Source organism: Paracoccus homiensis, from assembly GCF_900111675.1.
Lineage (GTDB): Bacteria > Pseudomonadota > Alphaproteobacteria > Rhodobacterales > Rhodobacteraceae > Paracoccus > Paracoccus homiensis.
The window spans coordinates 87,105-111,586 of record NZ_FOHO01000002.1 but is presented as its reverse complement, the minus strand read 5'-3'; the positions used below and the strand labels follow the sequence as shown (position 1 = coordinate 111,586).

24 protein-coding genes are annotated in these 24,482 nt (G+C 66.2%); 8 read left to right on the top strand and 16 right to left on the bottom strand.

Annotation, left to right across the window (positions count from 1 at the left end; translation table 11 throughout):
• Window positions 1–23: 23 nt before the first annotated feature.
• The gene (locus BMX67_RS02805) at window positions 24–1,103 is read left to right on the top strand and encodes a PA0069 family radical SAM protein (RefSeq protein WP_090732358.1); all 1,080 of its coding nucleotides are present in this window, start codon (window positions 24–26) and stop codon (window positions 1,101–1,103) included.
• On the opposite strand, the gene bmt is transcribed toward BMX67_RS02805, so the two are convergent.
• The 4 genes from bmt to rpsF form a co-directional block, all read right to left on the bottom strand.
• Window positions 1,100–2,059, bottom strand: coding sequence for a betaine--homocysteine S-methyltransferase (gene bmt / locus BMX67_RS02800; protein WP_090732357.1), 960 nt, complete (start codon window positions 2,057–2,059; stop codon window positions 1,100–1,102). The genes BMX67_RS02805 and bmt overlap by 4 nt on opposite strands.
• A 160-nt stretch (window positions 2,060–2,219) precedes the next feature.
• The gene (gene rplI / locus BMX67_RS02795) at window positions 2,220–2,804 is read right to left on the bottom strand and encodes a 50S ribosomal protein L9 (protein WP_090732355.1); all 585 of its coding nucleotides are present in this window, start codon (window positions 2,802–2,804) and stop codon (window positions 2,220–2,222) included.
• Window positions 2,805–2,816: 12 nt separating this feature from the next.
• Window positions 2,817–3,044 (bottom strand): 30S ribosomal protein S18, encoded by a 228-nt coding sequence (rpsR, locus tag BMX67_RS02790; protein WP_022707247.1) that lies wholly within the window; start codon window positions 3,042–3,044, stop codon window positions 2,817–2,819.
• A 12-nt stretch (window positions 3,045–3,056) separates the two neighbouring features.
• Window positions 3,057–3,419 (bottom strand): 30S ribosomal protein S6, encoded by a 363-nt coding sequence (gene rpsF / locus BMX67_RS02785; RefSeq protein ID WP_090732354.1) that lies wholly within the window; start codon window positions 3,417–3,419, stop codon window positions 3,057–3,059.
• A 281-nt stretch (window positions 3,420–3,700) separates the two neighbouring features.
• Between rpsF and speB the strand changes: the two genes are divergently transcribed.
• From speB to BMX67_RS02765, 4 genes are all read left to right on the top strand, one after another.
• The gene (speB, locus tag BMX67_RS02780) at window positions 3,701–4,660 is read left to right on the top strand and encodes an agmatinase (protein WP_090732850.1); all 960 of its coding nucleotides are present in this window, start codon (window positions 3,701–3,703) and stop codon (window positions 4,658–4,660) included.
• An 88-nt stretch (window positions 4,661–4,748) separates the two neighbouring features.
• Complete coding sequence (gene prfA, locus BMX67_RS02775) at window positions 4,749–5,804, top strand: peptide chain release factor 1 (RefSeq protein ID WP_090732352.1); 1,056 nt, start codon at window positions 4,749–4,751, stop codon at window positions 5,802–5,804.
• Entirely contained in the window at window positions 5,801–6,625 is an 825-nt protein-coding gene (gene prmC / locus BMX67_RS02770; protein ID WP_090732351.1) for a peptide chain release factor N(5)-glutamine methyltransferase, read from the top strand. The genes prfA and prmC overlap by 4 nt, the downstream gene beginning before the upstream one ends.
• Window positions 6,626–6,879: 254 nt before the next feature.
• Window positions 6,880–7,626: a DUF4167 domain-containing protein gene (locus BMX67_RS02765; RefSeq protein ID WP_090732350.1), complete on the top strand. Its 747-nt coding sequence runs from the start codon at window positions 6,880–6,882 to the stop codon at window positions 7,624–7,626.
• A 72-nt stretch (window positions 7,627–7,698) separates the two neighbouring features.
• Here BMX67_RS02765 and BMX67_RS02760 read toward each other — a convergent pair whose 3' ends face one another.
• The gene (locus BMX67_RS02760; protein WP_245739125.1) at window positions 7,699–8,124 is read right to left on the bottom strand and encodes a LysR substrate-binding domain-containing protein; all 426 of its coding nucleotides are present in this window, start codon (window positions 8,122–8,124) and stop codon (window positions 7,699–7,701) included.
• A 215-nt stretch (window positions 8,125–8,339) separates the two neighbouring features.
• Here BMX67_RS02760 and BMX67_RS20015 point away from each other — a divergent pair, with 215 nt between their 5' ends.
• A complete protein-coding gene (locus BMX67_RS20015) occupies window positions 8,340–8,396 on the top strand; it encodes a hypothetical protein (RefSeq protein WP_342707899.1) in 57 nt (18 codons plus the stop codon).
• 22 nt (window positions 8,397–8,418) lie between these two features.
• On the opposite strand, the gene rsmA is transcribed toward BMX67_RS20015, so the two are convergent.
• The 6 genes from rsmA to lptF all read right to left on the bottom strand — a co-directional run bounded on the left by rsmA (window position 8,419) and on the right by lptF (window position 16,260).
• Window positions 8,419–9,273 (bottom strand): 16S rRNA (adenine(1518)-N(6)/adenine(1519)-N(6))-dimethyltransferase RsmA, encoded by an 855-nt coding sequence (gene rsmA, locus BMX67_RS02750; protein ID WP_090732347.1) that lies wholly within the window; start codon window positions 9,271–9,273, stop codon window positions 8,419–8,421.
• Window positions 9,274–9,364: 91 nt separating this feature from the next.
• Window positions 9,365–10,330: a 4-hydroxythreonine-4-phosphate dehydrogenase PdxA gene (gene pdxA / locus BMX67_RS02745; RefSeq protein ID WP_090732346.1), complete on the bottom strand. Its 966-nt coding sequence runs from the start codon at window positions 10,328–10,330 to the stop codon at window positions 9,365–9,367.
• Complete coding sequence (locus BMX67_RS02740) at window positions 10,330–11,601, bottom strand: peptidylprolyl isomerase (protein ID WP_090732344.1); 1,272 nt, start codon at window positions 11,599–11,601, stop codon at window positions 10,330–10,332. Before BMX67_RS02740 ends, pdxA begins: the two co-directional genes overlap by 1 nt.
• Window positions 11,602–11,633: 32 nt before the next feature.
• Window positions 11,634–13,988 carry an LPS-assembly protein LptD gene (locus BMX67_RS02735; protein ID WP_090732343.1) on the bottom strand — a complete coding sequence of 785 codons (2,355 nt, stop codon included), beginning with the start codon at window positions 13,986–13,988 and terminating at the stop codon, window positions 11,634–11,636.
• Between the two features lie 26 nt (window positions 13,989–14,014).
• Window positions 14,015–15,136 carry an LPS export ABC transporter permease LptG gene (gene lptG, locus BMX67_RS02730; protein ID WP_090732341.1) on the bottom strand — a complete coding sequence of 374 codons (1,122 nt, stop codon included), beginning with the start codon at window positions 15,134–15,136 and terminating at the stop codon, window positions 14,015–14,017.
• Window positions 15,133–16,260 (bottom strand): LPS export ABC transporter permease LptF, encoded by a 1,128-nt coding sequence (lptF, locus tag BMX67_RS02725; protein ID WP_090732340.1) that lies wholly within the window; start codon window positions 16,258–16,260, stop codon window positions 15,133–15,135. Before lptF ends, lptG begins: the two co-directional genes overlap by 4 nt.
• A 113-nt stretch (window positions 16,261–16,373) precedes the next feature.
• On the opposite strand from lptF, the gene BMX67_RS02720 reads away from it, so the two are divergent.
• Window positions 16,374–17,846 carry a leucyl aminopeptidase gene (locus tag BMX67_RS02720; RefSeq protein WP_090732339.1) on the top strand — a complete coding sequence of 491 codons (1,473 nt, stop codon included), beginning with the start codon at window positions 16,374–16,376 and terminating at the stop codon, window positions 17,844–17,846.
• A gap of 49 nt (window positions 17,847–17,895) precedes the next feature.
• Complete coding sequence (locus BMX67_RS02715) at window positions 17,896–18,345, top strand: DNA polymerase III subunit chi (protein WP_090732337.1); 450 nt, start codon at window positions 17,896–17,898, stop codon at window positions 18,343–18,345.
• A 75-nt stretch (window positions 18,346–18,420) separates the two neighbouring features.
• Here the strand turns inward: BMX67_RS02715 and urtE are convergent, their stop codons facing one another.
• From urtE to urtA, 5 genes are all read right to left on the bottom strand, one after another.
• On the bottom strand, window positions 18,421–19,128 hold the full coding sequence (gene urtE, locus BMX67_RS02710; protein ID WP_090732336.1) for an urea ABC transporter ATP-binding subunit UrtE: 708 nt from the start codon (window positions 19,126–19,128) through the stop codon (window positions 18,421–18,423).
• A 1-nt stretch (window position 19,129) separates the two neighbouring features.
• Window positions 19,130–19,870, bottom strand: coding sequence for an urea ABC transporter ATP-binding protein UrtD (urtD, locus tag BMX67_RS02705; RefSeq protein ID WP_090732334.1), 741 nt, complete (start codon window positions 19,868–19,870; stop codon window positions 19,130–19,132).
• On the bottom strand, window positions 19,867–21,102 hold the full coding sequence (urtC, locus tag BMX67_RS02700) for an urea ABC transporter permease subunit UrtC (RefSeq protein ID WP_090732332.1): 1,236 nt from the start codon (window positions 21,100–21,102) through the stop codon (window positions 19,867–19,869). Before urtC ends, urtD begins: the two co-directional genes overlap by 4 nt.
• A 1-nt stretch (window position 21,103) precedes the next feature.
• Window positions 21,104–23,038, bottom strand: a complete 1,935-nt coding sequence (gene urtB, locus BMX67_RS02695) for an urea ABC transporter permease subunit UrtB (protein ID WP_425438957.1) — start codon at window positions 23,036–23,038, stop codon at window positions 21,104–21,106.
• A 63-nt stretch (window positions 23,039–23,101) separates the two neighbouring features.
• Window positions 23,102–24,382, bottom strand: a complete 1,281-nt coding sequence (gene urtA, locus BMX67_RS02690) for an urea ABC transporter substrate-binding protein (protein WP_090732330.1) — start codon at window positions 24,380–24,382, stop codon at window positions 23,102–23,104.
• Between the last annotated feature and the right edge of the window lie 100 nt (window positions 24,383–24,482).

Below are 24,482 nucleotides of genomic sequence, written 5' to 3'. Positions count from 1 at the left end.
GTTGTATGTTCTAATTCTTGCGGATGCTGCCACCCAAAGATCCCGATGACCGGTTGAAGGCGCGCGGGGCCGATACACGGCCTGACGGTCGATTCGAACCGCATCAGCGTGTGCGGGAGGCGGATGGCTGGGACATCCCCGAAGAACAGCGCTTGCTGCGGACCGAGGTTGTAACCGAACGCCCGCGCAGCATCATCACGCGCAACAGTTCGCCCGATATTTCCTTTGATCGGTCGATCAACCCGTATCGGGGCTGTGAACATGGCTGCATCTATTGCTATGCGCGGCCCAGCCACGCCTATCTGGGCCTGTCGCCGGGGCTGGATTTCGAAACCCGGATCACGGCCAAGCCCGATGCGGCGCAGTTGCTGGAAAAGGAACTGGCGCGTCCGTCCTATCGCGTCGCGCCAATTGCGCTTGGCACCAATACCGATCCCTATCAGCCGGTCGAGGCGAAGCTGGCGATCATGCCGGGCATCTTGCGGGTGCTGCGCGACTGGAACCATCCGGTCACCTTGGTGACGCGGGGGCAGACGGTGCTGCGGGATCTGGATCTGTGGGCGGAACTGGCCGCGCGGGATCAGGCCGCGGTCGGGGTCAGCATCACCACGCTGGATCCCGCATTGGCCCGCGCGATGGAGCCGCGCGCCCCCACGCCCGCCACGCGATTGCGCATGATTCGCGATCTGTCGAAGGCCGGGGTGCCGGTGCGGGTGATGGTGGCGCCGGTGATACCTGTCCTGACCGAGCCCGAGATCGAGGCGATTCTGGGCGCCGCACGCGAGGCGGGGGCCAGCACCGCCAGCATGATCGCCCTGCGCCTGCCCCATGAGGTGGCACCGCTGTTTCGCGATTGGTTGCAGAGGCACCGTCCCGATATGGCGGCACATGTCATGAACCGGGTGCAGGCGATGCGGGGCGGCAAGGATTACGACGCGCGCTTTGGGGCCCGGTTCAAGGGCGAAGGGATCGAGGCGCAACTGGCGCAGCAGCGTTTTCGCCTGGCGCGCAAGCGGCTGGGATATCGCGAGGCAGGCCCGCCCCTGGACAGCAGCCGTTTCGGGCCGCCGCCGCGCGCGGGCGATCAGATGTCGCTGTTCTAGATATGACCGGGGCTGAAGCCCCCCAGCCGGTCGGCGATGGTTTCAAGGCTGGGGCGCTGGCCCTTCGGGCGGGTTTCCAGCGCCTCGTGCATGGCGCGCAGATGCGTGGGGGTTGTGCCGCAGCAGCCGCCGATGATCCGCACGCCCAGATCGCGGGCCAGCACGGCGTAATCGGCCATCATCTGCGGTGTGCCGTCATAATGGATGTCGCCCGCCTCGAAATGCGGGACGCCGGCATTGGCCTTGGCGATGATCGGGCGTTCGCAGCCCGACGCCTTGAAGCCGCTGACGCTGCGCAGCAGGTTCGACACGCCCAGACCGCAATTCGCCCCGAAGGCGATCGGTGGATAGGGCAGGCGGTCGATCAGCGCGGCCAGCTGCACCGAGGTCACCCCCATCATCGTTCGGCCTGCGGTGTCAAAGCTCATCATGCCGCACCAGGGCATTGCGGCCAGCCGCGCGGCCTCGGCGGCGGCGCGGAATTCCTCGATGCTGCTGAGGGTTTCGATCCACAGCACATCGGCGCCCCCTTCTTTCAGGGCCTCGGCCTGTTCATGAAACAGCGCCACCGCAGCTTCGTGGGTCAGGCTGCCCATCGGGGCCATGATGTCGCCGGTCGGGCCCATCGAGCCTGCGACGACGACCGGGCGCCCGGCATTGTCGGCGACCTCGCGGCCCAGTTCGGCGGCGGCGCGGTTCAGGTCGCGCAGGCGATCAGCCGCGCCATGCAGGCGCAGGCGGCTGGCATTGCCGCCAAAGCTGTTGGTCAGGAACAGGCTTGACCCGGCATCGACCGCGCCGCGATACAGCGCCCTGATCCGGTCGGGATGGTCGGTGTTCCACAGCTCGGCCGGTTCGTTGGATTTCAGCCCCATGTTCAGAAGTGCGGTGCCCGTGGCGCCGTCGGCAAGGATCCAGTCGTGCCGGGCCAAGAGCCGGCTTAGGGCGTCATCCATGAAAACCACATTCCGGTTGGGCCCGTCCGCGAGCGTTGCGGCCGGTGTCGCATAACTCAGTCTAATCCGCCATCGGGGCGGAAACAAATCCGCAGCCGAACGAATGAAAAACCGCGCCGGTTTCCCGGCGCGGTCAAGAACTTCAGGCGATCGCGATGGATCAGACGCGGTCTTCGCCGTCGTCGTCCGATGCGCCACCGATATCGTCGAACAGTTCCGAGATCTCGAATTCGGCTTCGGCGTCAGCCTCGGCTGCCAGATCCTGGATCGACTTGCCCTGTGCCTGCAGCTGGGCCTCTTCGTTCGAGCGGGCGACGTTCAGGGTCACTTCGGCGGTGACTTCGGGGTGCAGCACGACGCTGACGGTGTGCAGACCCAGATCCTTGATCGGGTTGCCCAGCACGACCTGCTTACGCTCGATCGTGAAGCCTGCTTCGGTCGCGGTGTCCGCGACGTCGCGGGTCGTGACCGAACCGTAAAGCGCACCGGCATCCGAAGCCGAGCGGATGATGACGAAGGTTTCGCCGTCCAGCTTGGCCGCGACCTTTTCGGCCTCGCCCTTGCTTTCCGCGTTGCGGGCTTCCAGCTGAACCTTGCGGTCCTCGAAAGCGGCGATGTTGGCGTCCGAGGCGCGCAGGGCCTTGCCCTGGGGCAGCAGGAAGTTACGTGCGTAACCTTCCTTGACCTTCACCACTTCGCCCATCTGGCCCAGCTTGGCCACGCGTTCCAAAAGGATGACTTGCATGATCAGGTCTCCTTATTTCACGACATAGGGCAGCAGGGCGAGGAAGCGGGCGCGCTTGATGGCGCGGGCCAGTTCACGCTGCTTCTTTGCCGAGACGGCGGTGATGCGCGAGGGCACGATCTTGCCGCGTTCGCTGATATAGCGCTGCAGCAGACGGGTGTCTTTGTAGTCGATCTTCGGCGCGTTCTCACCCGAGAACGGGCAGACCTTGCGACGACGGAAGAACGGTTTGTTCGCCATGGGTCAGACTCCTCAGTTCCGCTCGCGACGTTCGCGGCGTTCGCCACGCTCTTCGCGTTTTTGCATCTGCACCGAGGGGCCTTCCTCGTGCTCTTCGACCTTGATGGTCATGACGCGCATGACATCGTCGTGCAGGCGGGCCAGGCGTTCCATTTCCTGAACGGCGGCCGAGGGCGCGTCCGAACGCAGGAAGGCGTAATGGCCCTTGCGGTTCTTGTTAATCTTGTAGGCGAGGGTGCGGACACCCCAGTATTCGTTCTCAACGACCTTGCCGCCATTGTCGGCCAGCACGGTCGAGAAATGTTCGATCAGCCCTTCGGCCTGCGTGTTCGACAGGTCTTGGCGGGCGATCAGCACATGCTCGTACAGAGGCATGGCATCCCTTTCGGTTTCGGGCGCACTTCATAGGCGGGATGACACCTTCCGCACCCGCCACGAGAGGTTGCGCGGTTCACACATCTCGGCGGAAGGATGCGGTCTTATAGCGGTGAATGCCGCAGATGCAAGGTGATTCGGCCTTTGTCGCGCCGCGGGGGTTTGCCACCCCCGTACCCCCGGCGGATATTTCGGCACAGAAGATCGCCGGCGATGTCGTTGCCCCTTGCCGTTCGGGCGGTTGCTGGGCAGTCTGCCCGCGCTGGGAAAAGGAGCGGGTCATGGCCCTGGAAGACGCGAAGACGCAGGTGGATCAGGCTTTCACGCGCGAGGATCCGCGCGGGTTGTCCTTTGAGAACGCATTCGGCGGGGCGACCAGTTTCCTGCGGCGCCGGTATTCCAAGGACCTGCGCGGGGTCGATCTGGCGGTGACCGGCATTCCCTTCGATCAGGCGGTGACCCATCGGCCCGGCACCCGGTTCGGTCCGCGTGCCATTCGCGAGGCGTCGAGCCTGCAGCCCTTTGATGCGCCCTATGGCTGGGGGTATGATCCGCTGGGTCTGCTGCATGTGGTCGATTACGGCGACATGGCTTTTGACTATGCCAATACCAGCGAGGTTCCGGGCCGGATCGAGGCGCATATCGGGGCGATCATGGATGGCGGCGCGGCGCCGATCACGCTTGGCGGGGATCACTTCATCACCCTGCCGATCCTGCGTGCCGTGGCGGCACGGCGGGGGCCTGTCGCGTTGATCCAGTTCGACGCGCATTCGGATACATGGGTGGATGACGATCCCAAGCGGATCGATCACGGAACGTTCCTGTACAAGGCGATCAAGGAAGGCGTTGTCGATCCTGCGGCCAGTGTCAGCATCGGCATTCGGACCGACAATCCCGATACACTGGGCGTCACCATTCTGGATGCGCCGGGCGTGCATCGCGACGGCATCGACGCCACGCTGGAAAGGGTGCGCGCGGTGATCGGCGATCGTCCGGTCTATATCACCTTCGATATCGACGCGCTGGACCCCGCCTTTGCGCCCGGCACCGGGACCCCGGTCTGGGGCGGGCTGGCAAGCTGGCAGGCGGCGGCCCTGTTGCGCGGACTGGCCGGGGTCGACCTGATCGGTGGCGACGTGGTCGAGGTGTCGCCCCCCTATGACACGACCGGGGCGACCGCCATCGCGGGGGCCCATGTCGCGATGGAGCTGATCGCGTTGTTCGGGTGGACCCGTCGCTGAGATGACAGGTGCAGCCAAGGGGTGGTCACCCGGCCCGTCGCGCTTGTCATGGCTTGTGAGTTTCGGGCCGGGCGGGTAATCGACGGTCATGCTGCCAGAAGATCGCCTTGCCCAGATTATCCAGCGTTTCGAGTTTCTCGAGGCGCAGCTGAACGCGGGCTCGGCCCCTGACAAGATCGCCCAGATCAGCCGCGAATATTCCGATCTGAAGCCGGTCGTCGATCAGATCGACCGCTGGCGCGCCGCGCGCGATGGTCTGGCCGAGGCGCAGGCCATGCTGGCCGATCCCGAGATGCGCGAACTGGCCGAGGATGAACTGGCCCGCCTGCGAGAAGAGCTGCCCGCGCTGGAGCAGGATCTGCGCATCGCGTTGCTGCCGAAGGATGCGGCCGATGCGCGGCCCGCCATTCTTGAGATCCGCCCCGGCACCGGCGGGGACGAGGCCGCGTTGTTCGCGGGCGACCTGCTGTCGATGTATCGCCGTCATGCCGAAGGCCAGGGCTGGAGCTTTCAGCTGCTGGAGTTGGCGCAGACGGAACTGGGCGGCGTCAAGGAGGCCGTGGCCCGGATCGAGGGGGACGGCGTCTTTGCGCGGCTGAAATACGAATCGGGCGTGCATCGCGTTCAGCGCGTGCCGGAAACCGAATCCGGGGGGCGGATCCATACCAGCGCCGCCACCGTCGCCGTCCTGCCCGAGGCTGCCGAGGATGCCCAGATCGACATCCCCGCCAATGACATCCGCATCGATACCATGCGCGCAAGCGGTGCGGGCGGGCAGCATGTGAACACCACCGACTCGGCCGTCAGGATCACCCATATTCCGACCGGGATCGTGGTTACCAGTTCCGAGAAGTCGCAGCATCAGAACCGCGCCAATGCGATGGCCGTCCTGCGCGCGCGGCTGTATGACATGCAGCGGCAAAAGGCCGATGCCGAACGCGCGGCCGATCGCAAAAGTCAGGTTGGTTCGGGCGATCGCAGCGAACGGATCCGGACCTATAATTTCCCGCAAGGCCGGATGACGGATCACCGCATCAACCTGACGCTTTATGCGCTGGATCGGGTGATGGCGGGCGATCTGGCCGAAATCATCGATGCGCTGACGGCCCATGATCAGGCGGCGCGGCTGGCGGCGCAGGAATGAGGCTGTCCGCCGCCCGCGTGGCAGGGGCCGAGGCGCTGCGCCGGGCGGGGATCGAAGGCGCGGCCCGCGATGCCGATCGCATCCTTGCGGCGGTGCTGGGGATCGAGCCGTCGCGCCTGCGCCTGACCGATGATCGCGACCTGTCCGAGGCCGAGTTGGCCCGGATGCAGCAGGGCATCGCCGCGCGTGCCGCGCATCAGCCGGTGGCGCAGATCGTCGGGTTTCGCGATTTCTATGCCCACCGCTTTCGGGTGACGGCGGACACGCTGGACCCGCGGCCGGATACCGAAACGCTGGTCGATGCGGCGCTGCGGCTGCCGGGACACGATATTCTGGACATGGGCACCGGCACCGGCGCGATCCTGATTTCGGTGCTGGCGGCGCGGCGCGGGGCGCGGGGGCTGGGCACCGATATTTCGGACGCGGCTTTGAAGGTCGCGCGCGACAATGCCCGCCGCATCGGGGTCGAGGCTCGGTTTCAGCAGGCCGACTGGTATGACGGGATCGACGGGCGGTTCGACCTGATCCTGTCCAACCCGCCCTATATCGCAGTGTCGGAAATGGCGGGGCTGGCCCCCGATGTGCGCGACTGGGAACCGCATGGCGCCCTGACCGATGGCGGCGACGGGCTGGGCGCCTATCGCGTGATCGCGGCCGGGGCGCGGGCGCATCTGAACCCCGGCGGTCATGTTCTGGTCGAGATCGGGCCGACGCAGGGCCCTGCGGTGGCCGCCATGTTCGCGGCACAGGGGGCGGAAACGCGCGTCCTGCCCGATCTGGATGGGCGGGATCGCGTCGTTCAGGCTGATTTTCCGGCCTGAAATCTGCCGAAACGGGCATTTTTCGGGAATCTTTCAAGATTTCCCTTGTATCGAAGGCTGCTGCATGTTTAGTCAGCCAAGTGTCGGGGCCGAAAGGCCACCGCACGGGTCAGCCTTTCATAGCCGAAACCGACCGTCCGCGTCCTTCGCGGTCATTGGTGCAAGGCAGGGCTGAACGGCGAGGCGCGGTAAACGCCGCCAAAGCCGCCCTGAACGCCGTCCAGACCAACCTGGAACCACTGACAGACAGACTGATGAGATCATCCAAATCCCGTTCGCGTAACAAGTCGAACCGCCAGCGCTCGCTGGGGAATATCGTCAACCGTGTCTTTGACAGCTCGGGTCCCGAGGGCAAGGTACGGGGTACGCCCCAGCAGATCATCGACAAGTATCTGACCCTTGCCCGTGACGCGCAGCTGTCAAATGACCGCGTGGCCGAGCAAAGCTTTCTGCAGCATGCCGAGCATTACACCCGCATGCTGGGTGAGGCGCAGCGCGAGATGGCCGAGCGTCAGCAACAGCAGCAGCACAACAACCACAATCAGCGTCATGGCGGCAATGACGAACGCGACGGCAATGGCGGTCGCGACAATGGCCCGCGCGATCACGGCCATCAGCGCCGCGATCAGGTTGAGGCCGATGGTGGTGACGACAGCCCGGCACAGGCCGAGGTTGCGGCCGTAAGCGCCGAACAGCCGGTCGAAGCGCCGAAGGCAGAGGAAACTCGGCCCGCCCGCCGCCCCCGCAGCCGCCGCGCACAGGATGAGGGCGAGGCAGCCGAGCCTGCGGGCGAAGGGCTGCCCGATGCGGTCGCTTCCGACGCTGCGGAAAGCGGCCCGGTGGACACGCCCGAAGGCGATGGTGCCACCAAGAAGCCGGCCCGCCGGTCCAGCCCGCGCACGCCGCGCAGCCCGACGGGCCGTAGCCGCAAAGCCGCCCCCAAGGGCGAGGCGCAGGACAATGCGGGCGAGGCCCCGGGCAAGGAAGCCGAGCAGGGCTGATCGCCTTTCCGGGACCAACAATCGCAACGGGCCGCAGTCGCGGCCCGTTTTTCGTTGACCGGATGCGCGATATCAGGCGTCGGTCAAGCCAAGCATCCAATCCCGCACCTGCAAGCTTGCCCGTGACGATCCTTGCCGTGGTGTCAGCAGATGAAAATCCAGCCCGCCTTCAAGCGCGCCGCCGATCGGTTGGATCAGGCGTCCCAAGGTCAGGTCGCGCTGCACCAAATGGCGACGGGCCAGCGCGATGCCCTGACCCGCCAATGCCGCATCAAGGGCAAGCGTCAGCTGGTTGAACCGCAGCCCGCGTGACGGCAAGGGGGCGGCAGGCCCCTGCGTCGCCGTGATGAATTGCGGCCACAGGTCATGGGTGTCGTGCGGAAGCGTCAACCGCGACAGCGCCGCAAAACCCAAGGGCAGATCTTCGCCAGCGACCAGATTGCGACCGCAGTCCGTCTGGCTGGTCCGACCAACATAGGCAGCATAATCGTCAAGCATGGTAGGGCAAGCTGACCGGCGAAGATACGCCATGACAATAAAAAGAGTGGCGCTGGTCAGGGCTGGTGGAACCGGGGTGGGCGCATCGGCTTGAGGTGGCTTGCGGCGTTCGAACCGGACCCGGCATTTCCGACATCGGCGATCTTCCAGATCCTCGGTTATGCCGCGAACGGTTTTGGCTGGTCGTCGGCATCCTGTGGAGGGACCGGGCGATCATGCTGATCCATGTCGTCGTGCCTGGGTCCACGGTGGTCGGGACGGCCAGCCGATAGCGGCGTCTCCGGTCCCGGCGGGTCAGCCCCCGCTTCGGGCCTGTTGCAGATGTCGGGCCAGCGCGCAGAAATGTTCCAGATCGATTTCCTCTGCCCGGGCGGTCGGGGCGATGCCCGCGTCCTGCAACAGGGTTTCGATATCGGGATGCAGACCACGCAGCGAGGCGCGCAGCATCTTGCGCCGCTGATTGAAGGCGGCGGCGGTCACCTGGGACAGAACGGTCGGATCGGCGGGATAGCGCGGTTCGGGCAGGGCTGTCAGATGCACCACCGCCGAGTGGATCTTGGGCGCGGGCACGAATGCCTCGGGGGGCAGGGACATGACGATCCGCGCATCGGCACGCCATTGCGACAGCAGCGCCAGACGGCCATAGGCCTTCGAGCCGGGCTTGGCGGTGATCCGTTCGGCGACCTCTTTCTGGAACATCAGGGTCAGCGATTCCCAGAAGGGCGGCCAGGCCTTGGGGGTCAGCCAGCGGATCAGAAGTTCGGTCCCGACATTGTAGGGCAGGTTGGCCGCGATGCGGATCGGGGGCGTCAGATGCGCCAGCGGATCGACCTGAAGCGCGTCGCCATGGATCACGGTCAGGCGACCGGGATAGGCTTCGGCGATTTCGGCAAGCGCGGGCAGTGCGCGGGCGTCCTTTTCGATGGCAAGGACGTGCCGCGCCCCTTCGGCCAGCAGGCCACGGGTCAGGCCGCCGGGACCGGGGCCGATCTCGAGGACGTCACAGCCGGACATGTCGCCGGCGTTGCGGGCGATCTTCGCGGTCAGGTTCAGGTCCAGAAGGAAGTTCTGGCCCAGCTGTTTCTTTGCACGCAGGTCGTGGCGTGCGATCACCTCGCGCAGCGGGGGAAGATTGTCGATCGTGCTCATCTTGGTCGGGCCGAGTTGGTTGCGTCCCGCGACGGCCGGGGGGCTGGCTGCCCCCCGGACCCCCCGCAGGTCGCGCGATGGGGAAAACGGGTCATGCGCGCAGGGCCGCCATGTCGCGGGCCATGCGCAGGGCGGCGATGGTCGATTCGGGATCGGCGCGTCCCTGGCCCGCGATATCCAGCGCGGTGCCGTGGTCGGGCGATGTCCGCACAAAAGGCAGGCCAAGCGTGACATTCACGCCGCCGGCGAAATCCAGCGTCTTGATCGGGATCAGGGCCTGATCGTGATAGGCGCAGACCGCCGCGTCCCAGCCCGCGCGGGCGGGGGCATGGAACATGGTGTCCGCTGGCAACGGTCCCGTGATGTCCAGCCCCTGCGCGCGCAGGCGATCGAGAAGCGGCCGCATCCTGTCGGCTTCCTGCCGGCCCATGGTGCCACCTTCGCCCGCATGCGGATTCAGGCCCGCGACAGCGATGCGCGGGGCCGCGACGCCGAAATCCCGGATCAGCGCGGCATGGGTGATGCGGATCGCCTGTTCCAGCACCTCGTCGCTGAGCGCGGCGGGCACCTGTTCCAGCGGGATATGGATCGTCGCCGGAACGACCCGGCAGGCCGGAGAGACATTGGTCGAGGCCAGCATCATCGCGACCGCGACATTGCCCGCCAGATGTGCCAGAAATTCGGTATGGCCCGGAAAGGCGAAGCCCGCTCCTTCCTTCAGGGCCTGCTTGTTGATCGGGGCGGTGGTCATGGCGGCAAAATCGCCGCGACCGACCAGATCGACCGCGCGGGCGATCACGTCGATGACGCCCTGCGCATTGACCGGGTTCGGCTGACCGGGTGTCGCATCGGCGGCGAAATCATGGCGGATCACCGGCAGATGGCCCGGCGGAACCTGAGCGTCGGGGGCGGTGATCTGGGCTACCGGCGTGCCGGCCGGCAGATGCCGGGGGTCGCCAATCCAGGCGAAATCGACGCCGCATCCCAAGGCCTTCACGGCAAGCTCGGGGCCGACGCCCGCGGGCTCTCCGCAGGTCAGAAGGATGCGACGGCCCATCAGGGGCGCCGGATCACGGCATCGGCCCGCAATTCCTGCAGATAGGCATCGGCCATCTGGCTGACCTTGCTGTTCAAGAGGTCTTCGCGCACCATCGTCCGGTCGGGCAACGCCTGAGCGCCGGGCACGGCCGCCTCGACCCCGTCATCGGGCAGGGCGGTGGTCGCCACGTCGTCGTCCATCTGCGCCAGCAGCGCGGGTTGGCGCGAGCACAGCATCACCAGATCGGCCGAACCGCCATAGTTCAGCACCGCGGTTTCGTTTTCGTCCAGCGAGGCCAGCTGCGTCGCGATCGCGCCGGGGATCTGGTTCTGCGACAGGGTTTGACGCTGAATCGCGGGCGACAGGTCTGACCCGGCCTGCACATACAGATCGTCGCAACTGCGGGTGCGTGCGGCCAGCGTTGCGGCATCGGTGACCGAGGCCATCCGCAGCGTCATGTATTCCAGCACCTGTTCGCGCGCGCCTGCCCGCAGGGTGCCCGCATTGTCGCGCAGGAAGAACAGGATCACCGCGCCCTGCACCGGCAGCGGCTGGCTCATCTGGCCGGGTTGCAGCGACAGGACCACCTGACGCAGGCCCGGGGGCAGGTTGTCGACATCCAGCCAGTTCAGGCGACCGCCCGCCTGCGCCGATTGCGAGGCGGAATACTGCCGCGCGGCGGCGGCGAACTGTGCCTCGTTCGGGTCCGAGGCGGCGATCGATTCGGCCCGGCGCAGCGCGGCATTCTGTTGCCCGTCCGGAGCCGGCAGAATGATTTCCGACAACAGCACACGGGTGATGATCGGGGTTTCGATCCGCTTGGTCAGTTCGCGGTCGACCTCGGCATCGGTGACATCGACCTGCGGCAACAGCCGCTGGCGGATGACGGCACGCCAGACCACGCCCGCCTTGACGAAATCGCGAAACACCTGCGGCTCGACGCCCGCGCGTTCCAGTTGCGCGGTGAATTCGGCGGCGCTGAGCCCCGCGCGCGAGGCGAATTCCTCAAGCCCGTTTTGCAGCCCTTCGTCGGTGGCGGCGATCCCCAGCTGATCGGCGGCCGAAACGCGCAGGCGGTCCTGGACCAGCGCCTCCTGGGCGGCGGCGGCATCGGTGCCGCTTGCGCCCAAGATCTGCATGAAGCGCATCCGCTGATCGACCTCATAGCGGGTGATCGCCTTGTCATTGATATACAGAACCGGCTCGAACAGGTTCTGTGCCAGTACCGCAGACGCCGGAGCGCACGCGATTGCCGCCGCGATGGCCATGCTGGATAGGAAATGCCGCATCTGCTGCCCTCAATTCTTCTTTCGTCGCGAGACTAGCGCATGCAACTGCGCCGCGCCACCGTGCCAAAGCCTTCATCCTGACGCCCGAAGCCGCCAAGCCGGACGGACAGGTCGAAGCTGGTTTCAGCCTCGAAGCTGTCCGAATCGGTAAAGCGGCGCGACAGGCCCATTTCGACGGCGATGCATTCGTTGCGATAGGTGACGTCCAGTGCCGCCATCTGCGCACTGTCCGCCGCGAAATCATAGCGGGTTTCGGCATTGCCCCACCAGCCCGGCGCGATCTGCCAGCCGATTTCCGCGGTCAATTCGCTGGTATCGGTGTCGCGATCCTCGGCCTCGTCGCTGGCGATCCAGATGTGACCGGCCGAAACCTGTAGATCCTCGCGCAGCCAGCCGATGCGCAATTCGTTGCGCGAGGTGCTGAAACTGTCGTCGAACAGCGCCCGGTTCGCGATCGCCAGCCCGGTGCCGCTGTCATAGGTGGCCGACAGCAACCAGTCGGACCGCCGTCCCGACAGGGGCGAGCTTGCGGGAAACTGATTGTCCGCATCCGCGCGGAAAACGCGCCCCGCCGTCACCCCAAGCGACCAGCCCGTCGGCGCGATCCGGGTCCAGCTGACCCCCAGATTGGCGCGCAGACCGGTTTCGCGGGCGTCCCAACCGGGAAAGCGATCGGCCGAGAACAGGTTGCCTTCGTCGAATTCGATCAGGCGGCTGTCCTCGTTCGGGATGTCGTCATCATCGCCGTTCGGCGACCACAGGATCTGGGCCACGGGTTCGACGATGTGGCTGGCATTGCGCGATTGTCCCATCAGCGGCCAGCGCAGTTCCACGCCGACCATCGGTTCGGCCCGCGCGGTCAGATCCTCGTAATTGCTGTCCTGCGCGACGTGATAGATGTCGGCGTCAAACCCCATCAGCGCTGCCGCCACGACACCGCCCGGCAGGATCTCGGATCGGCGCCAATCCACACCAAGCGAGCCGCGCACGACATCGCGCCCGTCGATATCGGTGTCCGATGGGCGGCGATGGGCATGGACCGACCATTCCAGCGCGCCTTCGCCGCCGATCAGACGCGGGCTGAAGCGGTTGATCCACAGCGCGTCGCCGATCTGCGTGGGCGAGGTCGAATTGTCCTCGTCGTCGCGCAAGGAATGGTAATTGCCGACCCGCGCGAAGACCAGCTTGTCGCGGGTGACGCGTTCCAGGGTCAGGCCGCTCCACAGGCGGTCGGCATCCGAGACATCGTAATCCAGCAGATAGGCCCGGTCGGATGCGGCCTGCACCTGAAAGCCAAGCGTATAGCCGCGCGGCAGATCGAACCGGCCCGCGCCGAACAGATAGCCGCGCGTCTCATCTTCGCGGATGTCGTCGCGGGTGACGGCGCCGTTCCACTCCATCTCGCCGCGGGCAAAGGCCTGACGATAGCGCAGTTCCAGCGTGCGCGTGCGGCTGGCCGAGACATAGGGCGTGACGGTCACATCGGCGCTGTCACCCAGGGTTCTGAAATAGGGCAGCTTGATCCCGAAACCCAGATTCGAGGTGGTCCGGAAGCTGGGCCGTAGAAAACCCGACTGCCGTTCGACCGAAGGATCCGGCGCGGTGATGGTAAAGGGAACCGCCGCGACCGGTACGCCGGCCACGCGCAGTTGCGGATGTTCCAGATGCAGCAGCCGGGTTTCGGCGTCATGGGTCACGCTGCGGGCGCGGATCGACCACAGCGGCACCGGATCCTCGGCGCAGACGGTGCAGGCCGAGGTCACGACATTGTCCAGCCGGGTGATGCGCCCATTTTGGCTGCGCGTGGCCTGCGACGCGGCCAGCTGCAATTCGCGGTTCAGCATCAGCCGCGCCCCGCGAATGATGCCGTCTTGCAATTCGCGATCCAGCTGCGCCGAATCGGCGATCAGGATGGCGTCTTCATCCGGATCGGCGCTGCCGGGGCGCGACAGGTGGATCGGCCCCTCGATGGTCAATGCGCCCGATTGCCCGTCCACGACCAGCCGATCGGCGACCAGCCTTGCGCCCTGATACCAGACGACGACCCCACCCGAGGCGATCAGCGTGCTGTCATCCTGCAGATACATGCTGTCGGCCAGAACGGTCGCCGCATCCTCGGGGGTGGCCGGGCCGGTCATGTCGGCGGGCAGGGTGATGTCGCGGCTTGCCTCGGCGCTGCGGGTCAGTTGCGTGCTGTTCGTCCCGTCCGAGATCAGCGTGTCGGACAGCCGCGTGGCAGACGGCGCCAGCGCACTGTCGCTGCGGCCGTCCAGCGGGGCCGAACTGATCCGGCTGTCCGGTTCCATCGCGTCCTGACCATAGATGTCCTGCGCCTGTGCGGGCATCGCGGCAATCCATGTCAGCCCGGCCAGGACCGTCGCGCTCATCAGCCGTGTTCTTGCGGTCGTCCTGTTCATCCGTCTTCTCGCTGCAGGATTAATCCCAGGGCCAGCATCGCGCCGACCAGCGGCGGCGACCATGCCGCCATGGCGGGCGGGATCTGTCCGTTATCGCCCATCACCTGCGCGACATTGCGCAGAAAGAACAGCCCGATCCCCGACCCGAAGGCCAGAAGTACCGCAACCCCCATGTTGCGGCCCCGGATATGCTGCATGGTAAAGGCGGCGGCGATCAAGACCATCGCGCCCATCAGGAAGGGGCGGGCCAGTTCCATCTGGAACCAGACGCGGTGCCGCGCGGCGGAAAAGCCCGCCCGTTCCAGTCCGGCGATAAAGCCCGGCAGCTGCCAGACCGGCACGGCCTCGGGGCGGCCGAAACCGTCGCGGATGCGCTGGGCGGTCAGATCCGATGCCAGCGACAGCGTTTCATGGCTGACGGCCAGCGCCTCGGGGTTGTTCTTGTCCAGCGGGTATTCCTTGACATCGGTCAGTGCCCAGGCGCCGGGTTCCAGTCGGGCCTGCCGCGCCTCTATCCGGCGGGTCGGGCCGCTGTCAGGGGCAAAGATCATGAAGGTCGCGTCGTAAAGCGTGGTCGCATCGGGGCTGGCGCGGCGGGCGCGGATGACGATCTGCCCGGCATCCCCGTCCCGATCGGCGCCCTGACCGGCGATCGCCTGTCGCAGCCAGACCGCGCTGTCCCCGACCGAGACGGTCTGCTGCCCGTTCCGGTCGATCCGCGCGACCGCCTCGTCGAACAGGTTGCCGGTCGCGGCGACCAGCGGGTTCAACAGGCCCACGCACAGCATGCCCAGAACCACCGCCGTCAGCGCCGGCGCAGTCACCACCTTCAGCGCCGAACGCCCTGAGGCCCGGATCGCGACCATTTCGGAACTGCGGGCCAGCCCCAGAAACAGCGCGATTCCGCCCAGAACCGTCAGCAGGGGCAGAACCTGATAAAAGCTGCTGCCGATATTCAGGGCCGCAAGCTGCGCCGCCCCCGCCAGCCCGATATCGCGGTCCGAAAACCGGCGGATGATCTCGATCATGTCGATCAGCAGCAGGATCAGGAAGAAGATCGCGGCGATCAACAGAAAGGCGCGCAGAAAGCGCCGCGCGACATAGCGGGCAAGGATCATGCCGCCCCCTTTCCGGATGGGCCGCGTGGCCGGGCCGACCACCACAGCAGGACCACGCAGATCCCCGCCCCGACAAGCGCAGGCAGATACAGGATCGGCCACAGTGCCGGATCGCGCCCCGCCTGCTGTGCGGCGGCATTGGTTGAAAACTGCGCCCCGATCAGCAGCACGATCGCGAACAGCACCTGTCGCCAGACGCCGAACCGCGAATAGCCGCCGACCAGCAGCGCCGCAAAGCCGACCATCGCGGCGATGGGCGACAGCAGGGGCTGGGCGATGCGCTCATGCGCCTCGCGCTGGGCCTGTCCGGCGTCGGCGCCTGTCGCCTGTAACATCTGCTGATCGGCGTTCAACAGTTGCAAGGTGCCATAGTCGCGCAGGTCCCGCCCCTTGCGGGATCCGCCGCCGATCATGCCGCCGATGTCATAGCTGAATTCCTGAAACCGCGTCACCGACAGGCGCGGTGGGGCCGCATCGCTGCGCTGCAGGTTCTGGGCCATGCCCTGCAACAGCACCAGAACCGGGCCGCTGTCGCCGCGCAGGATCAGCGCCTCTTCCGAGGTATAGACCGTCTGGTCGGCCGGATCGCGCGCATCCTCGATGAACAGGTCCAGAAGGCGGCCGTCGCTGGCGATGTCGCGGATGAACAGGGTGACGCCATCGACCGGATACTGGAAGGATCCGGCCCGCAGGAACTGGGCGGTCACATTCTCGGCGATCTCGGTCTGGCGGTCGGCCAGACGTGCCCGCGCCATCGGCACAAGGCCATGCACCAGAACCGCGACCAGCAGCCCGACAAACAGCCCGAAGACCAGAACCGGCCTTGCCATCCGCCACGGCGACAGCCCCGCCGCCTGCATCGCGACCAGTTCGGATTCGCCGGACAGGCGATTGGTGCCATAGGCCGTGGCCGCGAAGGCCGCGACCGGCAGCACCACCGAGATGACCAAGGGCAGGGTCAGCGCCGTGAATTCCAGCACCACCAGCGCGGTCTGACCGTCGCGCAACAGGTCGTCGAACAGGCTGACGGCGCGGTTGATCCAATAGACCGACACCAGCACAAGCGCGAAAAAGCCGAACAGCGTCAGCAGCTGGCTGAGAATATATCGGTCGATCCGGGGCATGGGCGGCGGATTTCCTGCTGCGTCGGGTTCCGTTGTTCTAGCGGCAAGGGCGCCTCTGGAAAAGGCCCGGCTGCGGGTCTAGGTTTCTTGCAACAAGGAATTGAGGAACCGGCATGACCCATCCCGTAGAAATCACATTCGTCGAAACCGCCACCGACAAGCTGGGCGAACATCAGGGCCGCATCGCGATCATCGTCGGGCCGGACGCCCGGCTGCCCTCGGGCCTGCCCCGCGCCACGCGCGAGGCCGCGTTGCGGGCGCTGGACTCGAAGGCGGGCAAGGCCCTGAAACCCGGTGCCGCGCTGGAACTGGCCTATCCCGCGGGCATGGCCGCCGAGTCGCTGCAACTGGTGATGCTGCCCCCCAAGGCCACCAGCGCCGAGGCCCGCAAGGCCGGTGCCAGCATCGGCGCGAAACTGGGCAGGGCGCATTCGCTGGTTCTGGCCGGTGCGCGCAAGCAGGCCGCCGATATCGCCTTGGGCATTGCGCTGCGCGCCTATGAATTTTCGGTCTACCAGACCCGCGAAGATCAGGAAGACGACACGCAGAAGCCGCGTGTGACCTTCATGGCCAAGGATCCCGAAACGCTTGCCCGCGCGGCCAAGGATGGCGCGGCTGTGGCCGAAGGCGTGTTCTTCACCCGCGACCTGATCAATGAGCCGGCCAATGTGCTGACCACCAGCGATTTCGCCGACCGCCTGAAGGCGATGGAGGAAATCGGCCTGACGGTCGAGGTTCTGGACGAAGACGAGCTGGCGAAACTGGGGATGCGCGCGCTGCTGGCCGTGGGGCAGGGCAGCGAAAGCCCGTCCAAGGTCGTGGTGATGCGCTGGAACGGCGGTGGCGACGAAGCGCCGCTGGCGCTGGTCGGCAAGGGCGTTGTTTTCGACACCGGCGGCATCTCGATCAAGCCCGCCGCCGGCATGGAAGAAATGACCATGGACATGGGCGGCGCGGGCGTCGTCGCGGGTGTCATGCGGACCCTGGCGCTGCGCCGGGCCAAGGCGAATGTCGTCGGCTTGGTCGGTCTGGTCGAAAACATGCCCGACGGTCGCGCGCAGCGTCCCGGCGATATCGTGAAATCGATGAAGGGCGACACGATCGAGGTCATCAATACCGATGCCGAAGGCCGCCTGGTTCTGGCCGATGTGCTGTGGTACGCCCAGACCCGGTTCGAACCCGCCGCCATCGTCGATCTGGCGACGCTGACCGGGGCCGTGATCATCGCGCTGGGGCACGATAACGCGGGCGTTTTCGCCAATGACGACAAGCTGGCCGAAAGCATCCTGTCCGCCGCCGGTTCCGAAGGCGAAGGCGCCTGGCGCCTGCCCTTGGGCGATGCCTATGACAAGCTGATCAAATCGCGTCTGGCCGACATGAAGAATACCGGTGGCCGGGCGGCTGGCTCGATCACGGCGGCGCAGTTCCTGCAACGCTTCATCCGCAAGGATCAGCCTTGGGCGCATATCGACATCGCAGGCGTCGCCCTGCCGCCCTCGGCCACCGATCTGGCCCCGAAGGGCGCGACGGGCTGGGGTGTCATGACGCTGGATCGCCTCGTCCGCGACCGGTTCGAGCCGAAATGACCCCGCGCCGCGCCGTCGGGGTCATGACCGCGCCAGAACGGGCCGGGTGATGGGAAACGCGCTTTTCTATCATCTCACCCGCTCGCCCGCCGAACAGCTTTTGCCGGTCCTGATCGGCAAATCGCTGCAGGCCGGCTGGCGGGTCGAGCTGCGCGGCGCCGACCCCACGCGGATGCAGCGCCTCGACGATCACCTGTGGCGGGGCGAGGGGTTCCTGCCGCATGGACTGGCAGGCGGACCCCATGATCCGCGTCAGCCGGTGCTGCTGACCGTCGCGGGGCAGGCGGCGGCCAATACCCCGTCCTGCCTGATGGCGCTGGACGGAGTGCAGGTCGATCCGGCCGAATGCACCGACCTGGAACGTTGCTGCATCATTTTCGATGGCGGCGATCAGGCGGCGACCGCCCGCGCCCGCGATCAGTGGAAGGCGCTGACCGGCGCAGGCGTCACCGCCGAATACTGGTCCGAGGAATCCGGCCGCTGGGAACGCAAACGCTGAACCATCTTCTGTGCGGAAATATCCCCGGGGGGTGAATTGGCCGCAGGCCAAAAGGGGGGCGGGAAGCCCCCTTATCTATGCCGCCGCGTGCCCCGCCAGCCGCGCGTGCAGATCCTCTCGGCGCAGCGCGGATTTCGGCCCCTGCGCCACCGCGCGCCCGCGTTCCAGAACCAGAAACGCATCGCCCAGATCCCAGGCGAAATCGAAATATTGTTCCACCAGCACGATGGCCATGTCGCCGCGGTCGCGCAGGGCGGCGATCACCCGGCCGATCTGAGCGATGATATTGGGCTGGATCCCCTCGGTCGGCTCATCCAGCAACAGAACGCGCGGGCGGGTGATCAGCGCGCGCGCGATCGCCAGCTGCTGTTGCTGGCCGCCCGACAGGTCGCCGCCGCGACGATTGGCCATCTCGGCCAGCACGGGAAAGCTGTCGAAGATCTCCTCGGGGATCGTACGGTCCGACCGGGGCAGGCAGGCAAAGCCGGTTTCCATGTTCTCGCGCACGGTCAGCATCGGAAAGATCGCGCGCCCCTGCGGGACATAGCCCACGCCCAGCCGCGCCATCATCTGGGCGCTTGCACGCCCCAGATCCCTGCCGTCGAAACGCAGCGTCCCGCCCGATCGCGGGTGCCGCCCGGCAAGCAGGTTCATCAACGAGGTCTTGCCGACCCCGTTATTGCCCATCACGCATGTCACCGATCCGGGCCGCGCGGCGATGTCGATGCCATGCAGGATCTGGCTGCCGCCATAGTGAAGGGTCAGGTTTGTCGCGTCCAGCATCTCAGCGCCCCAGATAGACTTCGATCACGTCGGGATTTCGGGTCACATGGTCCAGTGACCCCTCGGCCAGAACCGCGCCCTGATGCAGCACGGTCACCTTGCAATCCAGCCTGCGCACAAAATCCATGTCATGTTCGACGACCACGACCGCCCGCGTCTGCGCCAGACGTTTCAGCAGGGTCGTGGTCTGTTCACGTTCGGCCAGCGTCATTCCCGCGGCGGGTTCATCGACCAGCAGAAGCCGCGGTTCCTGCGCCAGCAGCATGCCGATTTCCAGCCATTGCTTCTGGCCGTGGCTCAGTTCGCCCGCCCTGCGGTCGGTCTGATCGGCCAGCCCGACCTCGTCGGCCAGTTCGGCGACGCGGCGGGCGGTGTCGCGGGTGGGCTTCCAGAACAGCACCGCGAAGGGACCGCGATTGGCACGCAGCGCCATGGTCAGATTGTCGGCGACGCTTTGATCCTCGAACACGGTGGGGCGCTGAAACTTGCGGCCGATCCCCGCGCGGGCGATCTGCGCCTCGTTCAGCTTCAGCAGCGAGGTCGAGGTTTCGCCCCACAGCACGCGGCCCTCGTCGGGGCGGGTCTTGCCGGTGACGATATCCATGAAGGTGGTCTTGCCGGCGCCATTGGGGCCGATCACCGCGCGCAATTCCGCAGCGCCGATGCTGAAGGACAGCCCGTTGATCGCCTTGAACCCGTCGAAACTGACCGAGATCCCGTCCACTTCCAGAAGCGCGCTCATGCCTTGGCCTCCTGTTCCTGCAAGGCACCCTGATCGGGGCCCAGATCGCGCCCGTGACGGCGTGGCGGCATGACGCCGCCCAGCCAGTCGACGATCCCGGCGATGCCGCGCGGCGCGAACAGCGTCACCAGCACGAAGGCCACGCCCAGCAGGACCTGCCACCAATCAACCCAGTTCACGCTGTAGAAGGGCAGCTCGATCGCGGGGGCACGTCCGCCGGTGAACCAGCTGGACAACAGCGACACGACAACCGCGCCGATGATCGCGCCATAAAGCCGCCCGCGTCCGCCGATCGCCACCCAGACCGCCAGATAGATCGAGGCGATGGGCGCCAGCTCGGCCGGGTTGATGATGCCTGCCTGCGGGTAATACAGCGCGCCCGCAATCGCGGTCATCATCGCGGCCAGCGTAAAGACCGCCAGCTTGAACCCTTCGACCGGATAGCCAAGAAACCGCACGCGGGTTTCGTCGTCGCGGATCGCCCGGACGACGCTGCCGAACTTGCCGCTGATCACCCAGGCCGCCAGCAGATAGGCCACCCCCAGCGCAAGGGCCGAGGCCCACAGGAACCAGACCGACAGCCGCGCCTGTCCGACGCCTTCCAGACCGGGGATGTTCTGCAGGCCCGACAGCCCGTTATTGCCGCGAAAGCCGCTGTCGTTCTGAAACAGCCACAGCGCCAGCGCCAGCGTCATCGCCTGTGTCAGGATCGACAGATAGACCCCGTTCACCCGGCTGCGGAAGGCCAGCCAGCCAAAGACCAGCGCCAAGACCCCCGGTACCAGCACCACCAGCGCAAGCTGAATCGGCAGGGAATGCGCAAAGCTCCAGACCAAGGGCAGGTCCGAGGATCCGACCACGCCGAATATCTGGTTGGCTACGCCGGTCTGAAGTTCTGCCGGGGTGGGCGGGATCGGGTTCTGCGCCATGGACGCGGCCACGATGGCCTCTGTCCGCGCATACATCAGCCACTGGCCGATCATGTACCCGCCAAGCGCGAAGAACGCCATCTGACCAAGGCTGAGAATGCCCAGATAGCCCCAGACCAGATCCATCGCCACGGCAGCCAGCGCAAGGCACAGCGTCTTGCCCAGAACCTTGATCATCGAGGTGGGGATCACCCCGCTGCCATAGGCCTGGCTGAGAAGGGTGACGGTCAGGGTGAAGCCGGCCAGAACCGCCAGCACGATCAGGATCGAGGGGTTGCGCAGGATCAGGGGTTTGCGGGTCATGTCAGGCCTCGGCTGCGCGGCCACGCTGCGGGATGATCCCGCGCGGCCGGAACTGGATGAAGATCACGATGAACAGGATCATGAAGGTCTGCGCCGCCAGCGTGTTCGAGGGGTTGAAGCTTTCGATCACCTTCGACAGCACGCCGATCAGCCCCGCCCCGGCAAGGGTGCCCCAGATATTGCCGACGCCGCCCACGACCACGGTCATGAAGCTTTGGACGATATATTGCTGGCCCAGTTCGGACGTGACCTGCGCGAACAGCCCGATGGCGACGCCCGCGATCCCGGCGATGCCCGACCCAAGGCCAAAGGTCATCATCGCGATGCGGTCGGGGTTGATGCCCATGGATGCCGCCATGCCGGGGTTCTGGGTCACGGCCCGCACCTCCAGCCCCAGCCGGGTGCGCTTCATGATGAACAGGAACAGGCCCAGAAACAGCACTGCCAACACGAAGATCGCCACCCGGATCGTGCTGATCGAGATGACGTCGTTTACCGTGATCGCGCCCTCCAACCAGCCGGGCGCGGTCAGCGGGCGGGCCTGCGTGCCGAAGATGTTCTTGGCCAGCTGTTGCAGCGCGATCGACACGCCGAAGGTCGCCAACAGCGTTTCCAGCGGGCGTTTCGCCAGATGCCGGATCACCAGACGGTACAGCGCGACCCCGGCGATGAAGGTCACCGCAAAGGCCGCGGGCAGCGCCACGATCAGCGACAGCGTGCGGTCGCTGATCAGCCCCTGCACGACATAGCCGGTATAGGCACCCATCATGATGAATTCGCCATGGGCCATGTTGATCACGCCCATCACGCCAAAGGTGATCGCCAGCCCGATCGCCGCCAGGAAATAGATCGAGGCCAGCGACAGCGCGTCCAGTCCCAGATCGACGCCCCGCATCGCCAGCAGGCGCGTCTGCGCGCTGCGTTGGGCGGCGGTGGCGGCATCGGTGACGGCGCTGTCGGGTTCGGCATAGACTTCGTAGAAACGATGGGCGTCGATGGCGGCCTGCGCCTCGGCCTCGGTCGCGGCGGGGGTGACCTGACCGGTGGCCTCCAGCGCCTTGTAGGCGCGGTCGCGGGCGGCGGGGTCGGACAGATCAGCGACCGGAATGCCGCCGACCGCGCCATCCGCGATATGCGCGGCAAGCGCATCGCGTTGCGCGTCCGCGGTCAGGCGCGGCTGGGCGATGCCCTGCGCCTTCAGCAGATCATAGGCCGCGTTGCGGGACAGCGCGTCGTCGCCGGGGGACAGTTCACGCGCGATATTCGCGCCTTCGGGCGGGGCGGTCGCGGCGATCTGACGCGTGCTCAGCAGCGGGTTCAGCACTGCGCGAAAATCAAGCCCGACATCCCCGCCAAGCGATTCGATGGCCGCGATCCGGGTGGCGGAATCGTCGTCATGCTGGATCGTCAGCAGGGTCCGCAGCCGGTCGCGCCGCGCCTGCAGGGTCGGGTCTGGATCGGCCGCTGCGGCGGTCAGTGCGGCCAGATGATCCGCCGTCCCCGACCGGGCGATGCTTTCCAGTGCGGCGCTGCGGATGGCGGGGTCGGGGTCGGAAATCTGGCTGGCGACCAGCGCCGATTCGATCACCCCGCGCACGCCGGAATTGGGGCGCAGCATCTTGGGGTCGGCACCGGGCACCGGCGCACCGGTGACGGCATCCGTCACGATGTCGCCATCCACGATCAGGACGCGCCCATCCGTGGAAAGGCCCAGCCGCCGATCCGCCCAGGCGCCCAGCAGGGCCACGCCTTCGGCCCCGGTCGCGGCGATCTGGTCGATCAGCGGGCCGACCGTCCGCCGCGACGGCTTTTCGATCTGATCCATGTTCTGCGCCACAACGGCCCGCAGCGCGTCATTGGCATGGGCGGGCAAGGCCGGGATCAGCAGAAGGAAGGCCACAAGGGCCGCGATCAGCGGGCGGGTCGCATGGGTCACGTCAGCGTCTTTCCAACAGGGAAAAGGCGAAGGGGCGGGGCCGCCCCTTCGGGTCGCGCGGGATCAGTAATTCGACTGAACCTGCACGCAGCTTTCGGTTTCGGTGTTGTACATGCCGCAGTCCTTGCCCGGCCAATCGGCGTCCAGAACGGCGGATTCGGGCAGGAAATCGGTCCATGCGTCACCGGGCACCGGTTCGGTCTGGCTGACAATGTCGAACTGGCCGTCCTCGCGGATTTCACCGATCAGGACGGGCTTGGTCAGGTGGTGGTTGGGCAGGACCTGCGCGGTGCCGCCGGTCAGGTTGGGCACCTCGACGCCGACGATGGCGTCCAGAACCGGATCGACATCGGTCGTGCCGGCCTTTTCGACCGCCGCGACCCATGCGTTGAAGCCGATCATCGTCGCCTCCATCGGGTCGTTGGTCACGCGGCTTTCATCGGTGAATTTCTGCCATTCCTCGATGAAGGCGGTGTTTTCATCCGACTCGGCCGTCTGGAAATAGTTCCATGCCGCCAGGTGGCCGACAAGGTTCGCAGTATCCAGACCGGACAGTTCCTCTTCCCCGACCGAGAAGGCCATGACCGGGATGTCATCGGCGCTGACGCCCGCCGCCGCCAATTCCTTGTAGAAACCCACATTGGCATCGCCATTGATGGTGGACACGACGCCGACCTTCTTGCCATCGGCGCCAAGCGCCACGACATCGGCCACGATCTTGGACCAGTCGCTGTGGCCGAAGGGGGTGTAGTTGACGAAGATCTCGTCCTCGGCCAGCCCGTTTTCCTTCAGATAGCTTTCCAGAATGTTGTTCGTGGTACGCGGATAGACATAGTCGGTGCCCAGCAGCGCCCATTTCTCGACGCCCAGTTCCTCGGCCATGTAATCGACTGCCGGGATCGCCTGCTGGTTCGGGGCGGCACCGGTATAGATCACGTTCTTCGAGGATTCCTCGCCCTCGTATTGCACGGGATAGAACAGCAGGCCGTTCAGTTCCTCGATCACCGGCAACACGGATTTGCGGCTGACACTGGTCCAGCAGCCGAAGATCGCGTCGACCTCGCTGACGGTCAGCAGTTCGCGCGCCTTTTCGGCAAACAGCGGCCAGTCGGATGCAGGATCGACGACCACGGCTTCCAGCGGGCGGCCAAGCACGCCGCCCTTGGCGTTCTGCTGTTCCACCATCATCAGCACGGTGTCCTTCAGCGTCGTTTCCGAAATCGCCATCGTGCCCGACAGCGAATGCAGGACGCCGATCTTGATCGGTTCGCCGTCCTGCGCATGGGCCGCGCCGGCCATCGCCATGGCGCTGGTCATCATCAGAATCTTCGTGAATTTGGTCATTATCATCACCCTTTCCGCACGACGCATTGGCCGGGGTCCCTGTTGTGATTTTCGGGAAGGTCGTTGCCTTCGCAGATGCAGAAAATGACGAAATGGTGAT